Source organism: Oliverpabstia intestinalis (assembly GCF_009696065.1).
In the GTDB taxonomy this organism is placed as follows: Bacteria; Bacillota; Clostridia; order Lachnospirales; family Lachnospiraceae; genus Oliverpabstia; species Oliverpabstia intestinalis.
The window spans coordinates 22608-35441 of record NZ_VUMS01000008.1; the positions used below are offsets into that span (position 1 = coordinate 22608).

The window sequence follows — 12834 nt, forward strand, 5'->3', positions numbered from 1 at the left end:
TGCCTTTTTTATGATCCCGATGGGATTCTCACCAGAAGTTTCTGTCCGTCCTTTTCCACCATCGTCAGCACCGGAATATGTTTCTTTCTCAGTGCATGAACGACCGGATATCCTGCAAACATATGATCTGCCACATAAACCGCCTCCGGTTTATATTTCAGGATCTGCTTTACCTGTGTTTTCACAAACGCTTTCCATTCCTGCTTTTCCATCACAACTTCCCCGTAGATTCCCTGAAGTTCCAGCTCCGGAAGTTCCGCATAATCCATATGAATGATCCGCGCAGTCTGCAGACCCGGCAGTTTTCCAAGCAGTTTATCTGCCACTGCACCTCCACCAAAGTTCACAAGTACCGGTTCTTCCCTGTACTCTGCAAGGCTGATCTCGCATGCTTTCACCGCATCTTCCAACGTCCCTGTGGTCAGCAGAAAGCCTCCTTTATGACAGAATCCCGCACTTACCAGCCCTGTTTCTTTCTGTAATTCTTCATTTTCCAGACCCAGCCATTCAGATGGGAAACTGCATTTGTAATTCAGTGAATATTCTTTCTTCTGTGGCTGGATACAGTATCCGCCCCGGTTGGACGGAAAGATCACAAAGGCTATCTCCGTCTCGGACAGTCTTTTCTGACACGGTACAAATTCCGGAAGAATCAGAATCTTCGCCTCGTTTTCTTTCTTTTCGCCGGACTGTAACGCTCTCTCATGCGCTTCGAGAATCTCTTCCACCCGTCTGTCCGCCCGTTCATTTCCCAGATACCGCTCGAATTTATTCTCCAGAATCATCCCTGCCACACTGACCGCCTGGAAAAATGCTTCGTCGTTGCTCCCGCTGGCATCCCAGGTCGGATTAAAGTTTCCGATCAGCGCCGCCAGTTCATTCTTCTCACCGGTATTATCGTTGTTATCTAATGGCTGTACAAACGCTTCATCAAATTTCTGTGCCAGTTCCTCTCCCAGGATCTCTGCCCCCAGTGCTTCCCACAAAAGCCCAAGCGCCGCATACGCAACTCCGTTCTCCCGGATCCGACTGTCTTTCTGGTGATGATCGTACTGCCCTCTTCCGATATCAAAAACAATCCCCTCGAAGTCTTCCGGCACTTTATTCCCCCTTGTGATCGTAATCTCCGGGTTCAGATATAACAGCAGAGCTGCAGAAAACACATCATCTGCATGAAACTTTCCGCTGTGGGTAAAGGCAGACGCATGTTCCTGTCTGATCTGTTTTAATAATGTATTTGTTTTCATTATATATTCTCCTCGTATCTCATTCAGATTCTATCATGATCTCCATTCGTCGTTCGCCGACATCGCATCCTGCTGAAAAGCAAAATGCAAAAAGGAAGCATCGGCTCTGACAGATAACCGATGCTTCCGTCCTGGTTTTTATTATTCTGTACCAGCAAATCCTCTGGCTGCCAGATCGTTCCATGCTTCTTCATCGAACTCATTTTTCTTATAGTAGTATTTTCTGTCTTCATCTGTGATCCTGCGGATTGCTTTGCACGGATTACCGGCTGCGATCGTCCAGTCCGGGATGTCTTTGGTTACGACACTTCCGGCTCCGATGATCACATTGTTACCGATCTTTACGCCCGGACAGATCACACTGTTGCCACCGATCCAGCAGTTATCTCCGATAGAAACCGGAATTCCATATTCATACGCACTGTTTCTCGAATCCGGATGCACCGGGTGACCTGCGGTATAGATTGCTACATTCGGAGCCAGCTGGCAATTATCGCCGATGGTAACTTTTCCCACATCCAGAATCGTACAGTTATAGTTTGCATAAAAGTTTTTACCGACTTCGATGTTAAATCCATAGTCACAGTAGAATGGTGGATTGATAAAAGCACCGTCTGATTTTCCCAGCAGTTCTTTTACAATCGCTCCAATCTTATCAAAGTCCGAACGATCTGCCGTATTTAACTCCTGCGTCAGCTTTCGCGCCCGTTTCTGCTGTTCAAGGACCTCAGCATCTGATATGTAAGGAAGTCCTGCATCTCTTCTTTCAATATTGTTCATACTTTTCCCTCTTCTCATTTTATAGTTTTCACATCCCTGTTATTTGTATGATACTGATTCTTTCGCATCTGGTCAATATATATTTGCACTTTTCTTTTTTGCTTTTCAAAACACTGAATTCTTGAAACAGATTCTGTTTTTGTCTAAAAATACACCTGACATCTTATACCGGATCTATTATAATAAAAACCAGTAATTTATTATTATAAACTGCAAAAACTATCATAAACGCCTACTGTTCCTTATGAACAAACTGCGTTTACCCCCACTCACCTGTCCCTATAATATCATAAATCTCATGCAGATCTGCGATCTCATAATCAATCTTTACATCCGTATACCGCTCTTTATGATCCGGATTGTACCAGCAGGTCTGGATTCCGGCGTTGTTGCCACCGCGGATATCGCTGGTGAGAGAATCTCCCAAGATCAGTACCTGGTCTTTTTCTACAGGACCGATGGTTTCAAACATCCTTTCAAAAAACTCCACGTTTGGTTTTTCCACGCCTAGGGCCTCGGACAAAAAGATGCCGTCCATCAATTCTCCCAGACCGGAAAGACGCAGTTTTTTCTCCTGAGCAACGACTGTTCCGTTTGAAACCACATATTGTTTCACTTTTCCCCGCAGGGACTTCACGATTTCATAACTGTCATCCCGAAACACAATGGTATCTCCCAGACACAGCTGATAGCGTTCGTTGAACGCTTCCGCCACATCACTGCAGATCCCTTCCGTCTCAAAAAACTCCCGGAATCTTCCTACCAGTACCTCCGGTTTGGTAAGTTCGCCGCATTCCAGCTGTTCCCAGTACGACCTGTTGATCTTCGAATACCGCCTGATCATCTCATCCGTACACTCTCCCAGATCAAACTCCTGAAACAGTTTCTTTATCGCTGCCTTCTCTGCCGCAAGGAAATCCAGCAGCGTGGCATCTACATCCCATAAAATTGTCGTAATCATGCTTTTCTCCTCTGTTCGTTTATCTTTCATGTATTTTTATCATAACACAAAACAGCGACAGGGCACAGATATGTTTTCTCTGTACACTATCGCTGTATCCTTTAACAATAAAATTTTATCTTGTCTGTTACAAATGCCTGTTTCCATTTTGCACAAATTGGTTCACCGTTTTCATTCGACCAGAAATAAACGGTATAACCACTTACCATAAACAATTTAGGCAATCTGTATTCCCCCATTCGCAGCATATTTGTACACCAAATGTGCATTACTGTGTAAAAGTTCCTCGAACATTCCTATTTTCTCAGCAGAATATCCCGTTCTTTCCGTCCATTTATAATCAGGTAACTCGCATCTTGAAGAATCAAATCCATTTTCTGTCGGACGTTCAAAATTCACTATGATTTTTTTCATCCCATCTTTTTCAATAATCTGAGAATGAACAATCTCCGTTTCATCTGCCAATATCATATATGGATACATCATATGCTTTCACCTCATTTCTCTTTTCCAACCACATTATAACATTATTATATGTAGTTGTCATGTAGTTAAAAATGAATCCGCGTGTTTTCTGTCACTCCCGGCTGGATAAAAAAACGTATGATCGACAAACCGATCGAAGAAATCGGAAGCCGCCTGCACAAGAAAAGCCGCTGAATACAGTTTTCAATCATGGGCTGATCACCGTCAGTTCCTTCTTTTTGAGTTCCACAATATACTTCGTTGTCCCTTCTTCGAATTCTCTCTTTCCTGTCGGCGCAAAGCCGTGACGCCGGTAAAATGCAAGTGCCCGCTCATTTTTCTCAAGTGCCCACAGATGATCTGCACCAAACTGTTCCACCGCAAATGTTATCAGTTCATGACCGATTTTTCTGCCCTGAAACCATGAATCCACATACAGCTTACAGATTTCTGTTCCGTTCATCTGGATAAAGCCACGGATCAGTCCGTCATCATATATATAGAGATTTTTGAAGACCTCGTCTTTTTTCAGGTAATTATCTATAAAAGAAACAACCTGCAACTCACCGAATGAGTAGCTCTCATCTTTGAATATCGGAAAATAGTTGATTCTGTTATTGCAGATAAATATTTCTGCGATTCTTGACAAATCTTCCTCTTTCGCTTTTCTAATCTTCATTTTTACCTTTTATTCTGACCTTTCTTATCGAATTTTCCAGATTTTTTATACTGTCTTCGTAAACCTTAACTTCTGTCGGCTTCCATATCCCTGTTTCTTGAAATCAGAATTCAGAAGTTCCATCTCCTCCGGAACGATTTTGATCAGGTGCATCGGATGCTCCAGTTTTTTCAGTGCTTCTACAGGGATTTTGCGGAATTCAGCCGCCTGTAGATATTCTTCTGAAAATGGAGGCACAATCGCAGCTGTACCCGTAATCTGGATGCTGTTCAGACTGCCAAATCCGCTATATGTTTCATAGACAGCAAGACTTACTTTCTTATTTTTCTCAAGTCCCGCAAATTTCTTTCCGCCCTCTGAGAAGATCCAGACAGCACCGTCGTGCCAGCTGTATTCCAATGGTGTACACCGGATCACTCCGTCCCCACCGGTTGCCAGGGCACAGGTATTGTGTGCACGTAAAAAGGCGTCTGCCTCCTGTTTCAGCTGTTCCGGTTCCATGTGTTTGCTTTCTTTATCTTTTTCCACCCAGTAAACGGCTGCTGCCTGATATTCTTCCGGAGTCATATCTGTGATTTCTTCATATTCCTCTCTATCCAGAGAAACCGGAATTCCTGTTTTCCCTGTAATGTGCACTCCTCCGTACCAGGTGCCCTCAACCTCAAAAATATCACCGATCTGATATTCACTGGAATATTCATCTGTCTTTTTCACAATTTTTATTTTCATAATCGCTTCATCCTTTCTTCTCCGTCCTTCGTCCGATATTTTTATTGTAAGCGAAAACATTTATACTGTACAGCGCTTTTTCATTCAGTTATTATTATGAACTCTTACCTTTTACATAAAATATCTATAAATTTATTTTCAAAAGGACTTGACGAACCTTCAAAATACTTTTACTATTAATACATAAGAAATAGGTTTTTTGTCCGGTAAGTGTTTATAAACTGAAGGAGTTGCTCGTTTCTTTTTTTATGTCAATTATATCATACAGATACATTCTCCCATCTGATGCACGTCTGATTAACAATGATGCATGAAATATATTATGTCTTTCAATTTCTCCACTCCTATCATATACCGGAAGTGCAAATCTTGAATCATAGCGATACCATCCATATTTTGCATTTCTTCTATGTTTTTCTTTTTTATCCATATATCGCTCCCTTTACTAATTTTATACAAATGCTTTTTTCTAATTTTTAGGTTGTGGAATATTTTCAGAATATGTATATCAGATGTGTATATAAAATACTATAATGTGTTTTATATATTATAACAGGTATTGATATCTATATCAACAGAAAAACTGGGCTGTCACAGAATTCTTTATTTTCTGTAACAGCCCAGTTTTCTACTCTTCTTTTTCTTGCAGATTCCATACTATAGTACACACACCGGTGTTCCAACCTCGATCAGGTTGCCATCCAGGTCATAAAAACGGATCACTTTCTGTCCCCAGCTGTGTGTTATCAACCGATTGACATAACAGATTTCCGGATATTGTTTTTCCAATTTCTCAGCAAAATCTTCTATCTCTTTTTCTTCAAAATACAACTCACAGGAATTATTTTTCGGAACAACCTCTTTACCAAGATATTTTTTCCATATTGCTTCATCCTGAAGCACCAGTCCCTCGGTCAAAATCACGTTTCCTTCCTGATCCAGCACTACGTCCAGACCGAACAGATCGTGATAAAATTTTTTTGCTTTTTCTATATCTTTTACAACGATCAATACATTCTTTAATTTCACTGTACAATTACTCCCGCTTTTTACAACCGTGACATCCATCCGCAAGCCAGTTCCATCCAGCTCTGGCACTCTGGTTGGATGCCGCTGCCGTCCTGGCGTTTTGTTTCTTCGTTTGCGAGACTCAGACCATGACCGCCTGCCGGGTAGATATGCATTTCCACCGGTATCTTATTTTTATGTAATGCTTCAAAGAAGAACAGCGAATTTTCCACCGGAACACAGTCGTCCGGTTCTGTATGCCATAAGAAAGTCGGAGGGGTATCCTTTGTCACCTGAAGTTCCAACGACTGTTCTTTCCGTTTTTCCGGATCGTAAGCATCTTCTCCAAGCAATGCTTCAAAAGAACCTCTGTGGGCATATTCCCCGGAAGTGATAACCGGATAGCACAGAATCATTCCGTTTGGCCGGATCTGTTCTGCGGACACGCCAAGTGTTTCGGAAAGAAACGGTTTCTTCCAGAAAACTCCAAGGCTGCATGCCAGATGACCGCCGGCGGAAAATCCCTGTACCACTATTTTTTCCGTATCAATATGGTATTCGTCCGCATATTCTCTCAGATGTGCCACTGCTTTCGCCAGCTGCAAAAGTGCCAGCGGATATTTTGCCGGTTTCACGCTGTAACGAAGGATCGCCGCCTGATATCCCTTTGCGATATACTGAATCGCCACCGGTTCTGCCTCCCGGTCGGATGTCATCTCATAGCCGCCGCCCGGGCAGATCAGAACGAGCGGACGTTTTCTGTCCGGAATCATCTCCGGAGAGTTGTCCAGAAAATAGGTATATAATGCTGCGGTTTCCTGATAACTGGCTACGCTGATATCAATCTTTTTGCAAATCATAGTGTTGTGTCCTCCTGACTCTTTCTCTGTTGTCTTACTTGTACCTGACAAGGCACATTCTTTATTCTGCATTTAAAAATTTTAGTAACCGTTCAGTACCTTCACAATGACTACCTATGGAACAGTTACACGCTCTATTACTCATTATACGTCCTGCAATCTTTCTGTCAATTCCCGTTCTTTGACCTTTCTTCCATATCCCTGCATCTGTTTTTCAGCAATTTTTCTCCGCCGAGCAGCTGTTGTTCATATCTGGTATAAGCCGGGCAGCCATAGGTTCCGAGGAACTTCCGGATCCGGTCATTCCTTGCGAGATTCGCTGCAAATAATGCCAGCTCTGCCCCTGTACCATAGCTTTCTTCCAGAAATGCAAATCCCCGCTCCAACTTCTGCGAGATGCCCTCCTGCCGTTCGTCACACCGTTTCGTCTCTTCCTCACAAACCTGTTCGAGCCGTCGGTTCAGTGCTTCCTGCCCGCTCTCATGGTCTGCTTTTGCCTGCTGGTCAATCTTCCACAGTATCTTCAACACCGCCTCTTCGGTCTGCCTCTCTTCTCTTCGGATCAGTTCCCGTTCTGTGCGGATCTGCAAACTTTTTTCTCTGCTCTCGATCCAGTCTCCGAATGTCTTTTCTGCATCATTCTCCCGGAAAATACCGAGCTGTCTGCAACTTTCTGTCAGCACTTTCTGTATCTGCCTTTCCCTGAAATACTGTTCGATGTTATGATCCAGCACAGCCAGCAGAAAGGCCAGTACCATACTGCGCTCCTGTGGTGTTCCCTCCTGTGCCATCCGGGTGATCGTCTCCCGTTCCGCATCCGAAAGGCTTCCGTCCAGAACCTGTCTGATCCGGTAATCCTGTCCGTACTTCCGATAAATCTGATAATACGAAAAAAATTCGGCTGCTGTCTTTTCTTCCTGAAGATACTGCTCCACCAGCATTTTTTCTACCGGAAATCCCATTTTTTCATAACTTCTCAGCACTGCAGACAGATCTTCCCATCCCCGTGCCGTCACAAACTGTTTTTTTCCGTCCTCCTGACGGATCCGATAGAAACGATCTCTGTGTGCTTCCAGATACGACCGGATACTGCCGTGTACCTGATGGAACAATGCATATTCCATCCAGACATCGAGATCCGGCTCCAGCACGATCTTTCGGACACGGTCCAGCGTCGCGATGTCAAATTCGCGCACAGATTTGTTGTATTCCGGCGGGTTGCCCGCTGCTACGATGAGCCAGTCCGGTGGAAGCTTCTGGTTTCCAAACGTTTTGTCCTGGAGAAGCTGCAGCATCACCGGAGCAAGTGTCTCTGAGACACAGTTGATCTCATCCAGAAATAAAATTCCTCTCTTTTTCCCGGTTTTCTCCATGCAGGCATAAATAGAAGCGATGATCTCACTCATCGTATATTCCGTCACGCTGACCTGTGCATCACCAAATGTACGCTCCACGATCTTCGGAAGTCCCATGGCGCTCTGTCTTGTATGATGGGTCATCGTATATGCTACCAGCCCTGCCCCACATTCTCCGGCGATCTGTTCCATGATTGCTGTCTTTCCGATTCCCGGAGGTCCGATCAGCAGAATCGGCCTTTGCTGACGCAACGGAACCAGTGGATACCCGCTTTCATCTTTCTGAAAATACGCCTGCAGCGTATATTGTATCGTTTCTTTTGCTTCTTTGATATTCATCCGTTTTCTCTTTCCCCTGTATTATTGTTCTGTCACCAGCAGTTTTTTTGCCCATCCCGGTACCCGGTCCATCTTCTCACTCTTTTTTACAAATACAAATGCCGTCTCATAATCCGGCTTCTTCTCCGGATAGATCCCGTCACCGTCGGTGAAGTAAATCAGTGCTTTCAGGTCGCTGAATTCTCTTTTCTCCCGCATCCGTTCTACTTCCTCGAACACCGGGCGAAAATCGGTTCCTCCTCTTCCGTGGATCACCAGCTGTTCCCGGTACGCTTCCCATTCTTTTGCGGAATGGATCATCACTTTTTCCTGAATAAAACTGTCACACTGGATCAGGCATACTTTCCAGTTCTCAAAAAAATTTTCCTTTTCTTCCAGAATCCTTCTGGTTTCTCCAAGGAAACGGGCTACCATTTCTTTTTTACAGGATCCGGAGGTATCTATGGCAATTACCAGTTCCTCCAGCCGGTTCCCCTCCCGGGTTTCGAGAGGCTCTATCATGGGAAGATTTCCATACCGTTCCATCCCATAATAATAAGCAACCGGGTCAAAGGCATCCTGATCCAGTTTCATCTCCTCTCTTGTAACAGTAAAACGGCGTAAAAACCGTCGGTAGTCATATTTTCCTTTCTCAATTTCGGAAAGTTCTTCTTTCTGACCACCACGGTTCTCGCCTCTTCGTTTTCCTCCTGCGCCATAGGTAATCGCAAGTTCTTTTGCGATCTCTTTCCATTTTTTACAGATTGCTTTCTGTTTCTCTGTCTCTTTTCCGAAACTTTCCGGCATCTCGATGCACTGACGAATCAACCGGAGATATTCTTCATATACGTTCTCCGGATTCTCTCCGAAACGGTGAATCAGATACTCAGGATTCACATACAGGCTCTCCCCGTCTGTCCTCATAGCGGTTACCTGCTCATCCGGCTGCACCCGGAGCTCCAGCAGCGCCCTGCCAAGCTCCGGATACCGCCAGCATAACTCATTTTTGCAGTGTTTCATCAGGCCGGTGATCAGCTCCTGTTTCGTCGCTGTATTCGGAGATTTTTCTTTTGTTGAAATATGGTTCTTCCACGCCAGCAATACACGGAAGGCATCCCATTTTTTCAGTTCTCCCGCCCTGCTCAGAAAACCGTTCAGTTCCTGCTCTCCAAACCATCCCCTGTCTGCCATTTTTTTCATTCCATCGATATTTTCCTGTACGATCAGATATTCCATGGCGGGACGGATCCTGCGTTTCAGATAGATTGCTTCCTCTTTTGATATTTCTTCGTTTTCCCGGGTATTTTGCAGAAAACGTCCGATTACTTCTTCCAGATGTTGTTGTTCATTCATTTGTATACATCACCGTTTTTTGTATTCTCTATCCATCGTAGCACCCTTTATTTTAATTTACAAGCAGATCCTTTTACTGATTTTCCTGTGTTCCGTCTTCCGTCTGGCTGCTCATCGGCGTGATCACAATATTTTCTGCCGCAATACCGGTTTTCCGTTTTACGATATCCTCGATCTGCGCTCTGCTGGCATCGTCCACCTTGGTATCCGGTACTACAATGTCTGCTGTCTCTCCGGTCAGATTCACAACCACATCAGGAAATCCTTTCGCTTCGAGAAGCAGTTCTGCCGCAGCTTCTTTCTCCACAAGATCAGTCATATTTACCATACTGGCGATTGCACTTTCTTTTTCTGTCTCGGAAAGGGCTTCGTTGTTGATGATCGATAACAGAGATTCTTTATTCTGGGAGCGAATCTGTTCCCGTTCGATACGCGCCTGGGCCATATATGTAGAAGCACCTGTCAGAACAGCCTCCCCCGGTGTCTCCTGGGGCTGTGATTCTGTGCCGGATGATTCTTCACCGGAAGCCGTGGCATCTGTACCATCGCCGGCAGTCGCCGCACCGGTCTCATCCGTAACATCTAGATCCAGATTTTCCATATCCTGCAGAACCTGATCCATATTGACCGAAGTTTCCGTCTCACTGGAGGTCTCGGTCTTTGCAGTCTTATCTTTTTTCCCTTTTAATTGTGCATCGGAATAGCTGATATAGCCTGCTGCAGCAATCATTACTGCCAGAGCCGTGATAATGATCTGATTCTTTTTAAATATTTTTTTCACTGCTGCTCTCCTTTTTATTCATTTTGACGGGTCTCATTTCATTTTTAACACTTTGATTTCGTGGGCTTCGACGTGAAACAATGCTATCACCGCCTCCTGGATCTGTTGTACGATCACCGGGTTTCCGCCTCCCTGTGCCACGACAATCACGCCGCGGATCTCCGGATAGGTACTTGAGGATATATAGGGTGTCTGTCCCCCGTCTCCGGTATCCTCGTATACTGTAGTTTCCCCCGTGGTTACCGTCTGACTGCTCCGCTGCGTCCCGGAATCTCCTTTTTCACTGGAAGTACTGGTATCCTCCGGACTGTCTTTTTCCACCTGTTTCTTCCCGGTAGATTCCATCGCCACCGCCACCTGTACTGCACCCACACCTTCTACCTGCGACAGTACGCTCTCCAGCTGTTTTTCATAAGACTGCCGGATCTGATCGTCGGTCTGCTCCTGTGTCTGCGAAACTGTTGTCTTTTCCTGTGTCTTTTTTTGCTCCTTTTGTTTTACAGGAGCGGCAATCACAAGAAGTAAAAGACCTGCCAGCCCACAGATCAGCCACTGCTCCCGTTTCATCTCCCTGACTGCTGCAAACACTCTCTCCTTCATAGTCTACTCCTGTATCTTTATATTTATATTCCCTTCCGGAAGATTATAGACTTGTGCAAGTTTTCTTTTTACCTGGTCAGGCTCACCTTCTCCGGGGGGATTCCCGTCCGCACGCCGGATCACACAACGGATCTCTTTCACATCCAGTTCCTCCCCGTTAAAAAAGTCCACCCTTACTTCAGTGCTCTCGTAAGACAGCTGCTCCAGCAGTGTTTTTATCTGTCTTTCCATCTCTTTCTGGCAGTTTTTCTGTACATAATCCTTTCCTTCCTGTTCCAGGTATTTTTTCTCCATTGAAAAGTCCTCATATTCCTGCCGGATTCCTTCCGAAAGTGTCTCCCAGGAGAGTATCTGTTCCAGTTGTCCGACGGTCAATAACGGTTGGATCAATACCAATATCAGCAAAAGTCCCATAAAAAAGCGGATATATTTTCGTTCTTCTCCCTGTGGGATCACGTTCATCAGTACTGAAAGGAAAATAAAATAAAACGCCAGATTGCGCACCCAACGGGCAAGCCATTCCAATGTTCTTCCTCCCCCCGTCTTTTTGTAATTCCCTTTTTATTGCAGGGAACCTGCCAGAATCGCTATGGTCAGCAAAAACAGAATCTCCATGGTCAGCAGAAGCCTCACCAGCAGCCCAAGACTCTCTCCCATCGTGTGGATGCACCCTACCATCCGCTTGTCCGTCACCGGCTGCACCACAGCAGCCAGAAGCTGATAGGCAAGTGCGCTGATTCCCATTCGGCAAAGAGGCGCTGCACCCGCCAGCAGAAGGATCACGATCGCCGCTGCACCAAGACCGTTTTTAATCAGCACTGCCGATCCGAGTACTACTTCCGTAACCCCGGAAAACAGGTTACCCACTCCGGGAATCGCTCCGGCTGTCCTGCCGATCACTGATCGCTTCAAGGTATCAACAGCCGGTGAGATCATACGCTGGATCAGCTGGATTCCCACGATCACGCCGATCATGGATTTCAATGCCCAGAGGATTCCGTTCTTTAAAAGTTCGGTCATTTTTGATAAGAATTCTTCTTTTGTAAGGAAATTGATCAGTTCCAGCACCAGATACATCCGGATCGCCGGAAGAAGAAAAAGTAACAGGATCTTCTCTGTGAGAAAAATCAGAATCAGAATCATCTGGTAAAATGCTGTCGCAGTTGCCACACCGCATGCCCCGGTCAGCGCAATATAATACGCCGGAAGCAGTGCTTTCATAAATACCGCCACACCCTCAAGCAGTCTTTCCATCTGACCGGTCATCTCATCAAATGCCTGCAGAAGCAGTAAAAATAACAACAGATAGATCATATAAAAAGAAATATCTCCGATCTGATTGTTCTGAAAAACACCTGACAGATGACAGAACACTGCTGACAGAAGCACCAGCACCAGAATGTGCACACAGGTTTCTTTTTGGATTCCCATGGCATCCCACACGCCCCGTTGGATCACTGCTTTCCATTGCTCGGCGGAAAATGCCTGTCCGCTTTTCAGGATGTCCCGGATCATCCCTCGCATACTCTGCTTTTCTTCCAGGAGCTGATCCACCGCCATCTCCACCTCTTTCAGATCCAGTTCTCCCAGTGCTTCTTCCTCTCGTGAAAAGTCCTGATTTTCTGCAGCATACACACAGGTCCGGGTACAAAAAAAGAGCAGGAACAGACTGAAGACTGCCATTTTCAGTATTTTCCC

General features: G+C 45.1%; 15 protein-coding genes. All 15 read right to left on the reverse strand.

Going from position 1 to position 12834, the window contains the following annotated elements; translation table 11 throughout:
* Positions 1–8: 8 nt before the first annotated feature.
* Positions 9–1247, reverse strand: coding sequence for an MYG1 family protein (locus tag FYJ57_RS05425; protein WP_154431893.1), 1239 nt, complete (start codon positions 1245–1247; stop codon positions 9–11).
* Positions 1248–1388: 141 nt separating this feature from the next.
* Complete coding sequence (locus tag FYJ57_RS05430) at positions 1389–2027, reverse strand: sugar O-acetyltransferase (RefSeq protein ID WP_154431895.1); 639 nt, start codon at positions 2025–2027, stop codon at positions 1389–1391.
* A gap of 259 nt (positions 2028–2286) precedes the next feature.
* The gene (locus tag FYJ57_RS05435) at positions 2287–2988 is read right to left on the reverse strand and encodes a YjjG family noncanonical pyrimidine nucleotidase (protein WP_154431897.1); all 702 of its coding nucleotides are present in this window, start codon (positions 2986–2988) and stop codon (positions 2287–2289) included.
* A 216-nt stretch (positions 2989–3204) separates the two neighbouring features.
* The gene (locus FYJ57_RS05440; protein WP_154431898.1) at positions 3205–3474 is read right to left on the reverse strand and encodes a hypothetical protein; all 270 of its coding nucleotides are present in this window, start codon (positions 3472–3474) and stop codon (positions 3205–3207) included.
* 187 nt (positions 3475–3661) lie between these two features.
* Positions 3662–4132, reverse strand: coding sequence for a GNAT family N-acetyltransferase (locus tag FYJ57_RS05445; protein ID WP_154431900.1), 471 nt, complete (start codon positions 4130–4132; stop codon positions 3662–3664).
* Positions 4133–4177: 45 nt separating this feature from the next.
* Positions 4178–4861, reverse strand: coding sequence for a pyridoxamine 5'-phosphate oxidase family protein (locus tag FYJ57_RS05450; RefSeq protein WP_268878800.1), 684 nt, complete (start codon positions 4859–4861; stop codon positions 4178–4180).
* A 214-nt stretch (positions 4862–5075) separates the two neighbouring features.
* The gene (locus tag FYJ57_RS05455; RefSeq protein ID WP_235904433.1) at positions 5076–5291 is read right to left on the reverse strand and encodes a hypothetical protein; all 216 of its coding nucleotides are present in this window, start codon (positions 5289–5291) and stop codon (positions 5076–5078) included.
* 227 nt (positions 5292–5518) lie between these two features.
* Entirely contained in the window at positions 5519–5890 is a 372-nt protein-coding gene (locus tag FYJ57_RS05460) for a VOC family protein (RefSeq protein WP_287891322.1), read from the reverse strand.
* Positions 5891–5910: 20 nt separating this feature from the next.
* On the reverse strand, positions 5911–6729 hold the full coding sequence (locus FYJ57_RS05465) for an alpha/beta hydrolase (protein ID WP_154431902.1): 819 nt from the start codon (positions 6727–6729) through the stop codon (positions 5911–5913).
* A 167-nt stretch (positions 6730–6896) separates the two neighbouring features.
* On the reverse strand, positions 6897–8423 hold the full coding sequence (locus FYJ57_RS05470) for an ATP-binding protein (protein WP_154431904.1): 1527 nt from the start codon (positions 8421–8423) through the stop codon (positions 6897–6899).
* A 21-nt stretch (positions 8424–8444) separates the two neighbouring features.
* A complete protein-coding gene (locus FYJ57_RS05475; RefSeq protein ID WP_235904438.1) occupies positions 8445–9755 on the reverse strand; it encodes a vWA domain-containing protein in 1311 nt (436 codons plus the stop codon).
* Between the two features lie 73 nt (positions 9756–9828).
* The gene (locus FYJ57_RS05480) at positions 9829–10536 is read right to left on the reverse strand and encodes a SpoIIIAH-like family protein (protein ID WP_118574242.1); all 708 of its coding nucleotides are present in this window, start codon (positions 10534–10536) and stop codon (positions 9829–9831) included.
* Between the two features lie 33 nt (positions 10537–10569).
* Positions 10570–11136, reverse strand: coding sequence for a SpoIIIAG-related protein (locus FYJ57_RS05485; protein WP_022173054.1), 567 nt, complete (start codon positions 11134–11136; stop codon positions 10570–10572).
* A 3-nt stretch (positions 11137–11139) separates the two neighbouring features.
* The gene (locus FYJ57_RS05490; protein ID WP_022173055.1) at positions 11140–11661 is read right to left on the reverse strand and encodes a stage III sporulation protein AF; all 522 of its coding nucleotides are present in this window, start codon (positions 11659–11661) and stop codon (positions 11140–11142) included.
* 36 nt (positions 11662–11697) lie between these two features.
* Positions 11698–12819: a stage III sporulation protein AE gene (locus FYJ57_RS05495; RefSeq protein WP_205839920.1), complete on the reverse strand. Its 1122-nt coding sequence runs from the start codon at positions 12817–12819 to the stop codon at positions 11698–11700.
* Between the last annotated feature and the right edge of the window lie 15 nt (positions 12820–12834).

Coding starts and splice junctions, on each gene's coding strand:
- FYJ57_RS05425 (WP_154431893.1), bottom strand. CDS start 1,247: ATGAAAACAAATACATTATTAAAACAGATCAGACAGGAACATGCGTCT.
- FYJ57_RS05430 (WP_154431895.1), bottom strand. CDS start 2,027: ATGAACAATATTGAAAGAAGAGATGCAGGACTTCCTTACATATCAGAT.
- FYJ57_RS05435 (WP_154431897.1), bottom strand. CDS start 2,988: ATGATTACGACAATTTTATGGGATGTAGATGCCACGCTGCTGGATTTC.
- FYJ57_RS05440 (WP_154431898.1), bottom strand. CDS start 3,474: ATGATGTATCCATATATGATATTGGCAGATGAAACGGAGATTGTTCAT.
- FYJ57_RS05445 (WP_154431900.1), bottom strand. CDS start 4,132: ATGAAGATTAGAAAAGCGAAAGAGGAAGATTTGTCAAGAATCGCAGAA.
- FYJ57_RS05450 (WP_268878800.1), bottom strand. CDS start 4,861: ATGAAAATAAAAATTGTGAAAAAGACAGATGAATATTCCAGTGAATAT.
- FYJ57_RS05455 (WP_235904433.1), bottom strand. CDS start 5,291: ATGGATAAAAAAGAAAAACATAGAAGAAATGCAAAATATGGATGGTAT.
- FYJ57_RS05465 (WP_154431902.1), bottom strand. CDS start 6,729: ATGATTTGCAAAAAGATTGATATCAGCGTAGCCAGTTATCAGGAAACC.
- FYJ57_RS05470 (WP_154431904.1), bottom strand. CDS start 8,423: ATGAATATCAAAGAAGCAAAAGAAACGATACAATATACGCTGCAGGCG.
- FYJ57_RS05475 (WP_235904438.1), bottom strand. CDS start 9,755: ATGAATGAACAACAACATCTGGAAGAAGTAATCGGACGTTTTCTGCAA.
- FYJ57_RS05485 (WP_022173054.1), bottom strand. CDS start 11,136: ATGAAGGAGAGAGTGTTTGCAGCAGTCAGGGAGATGAAACGGGAGCAG.
- FYJ57_RS05495 (WP_205839920.1), bottom strand. CDS start 12,819: ATGGCAGTCTTCAGTCTGTTCCTGCTCTTTTTTTGTACCCGGACCTGT.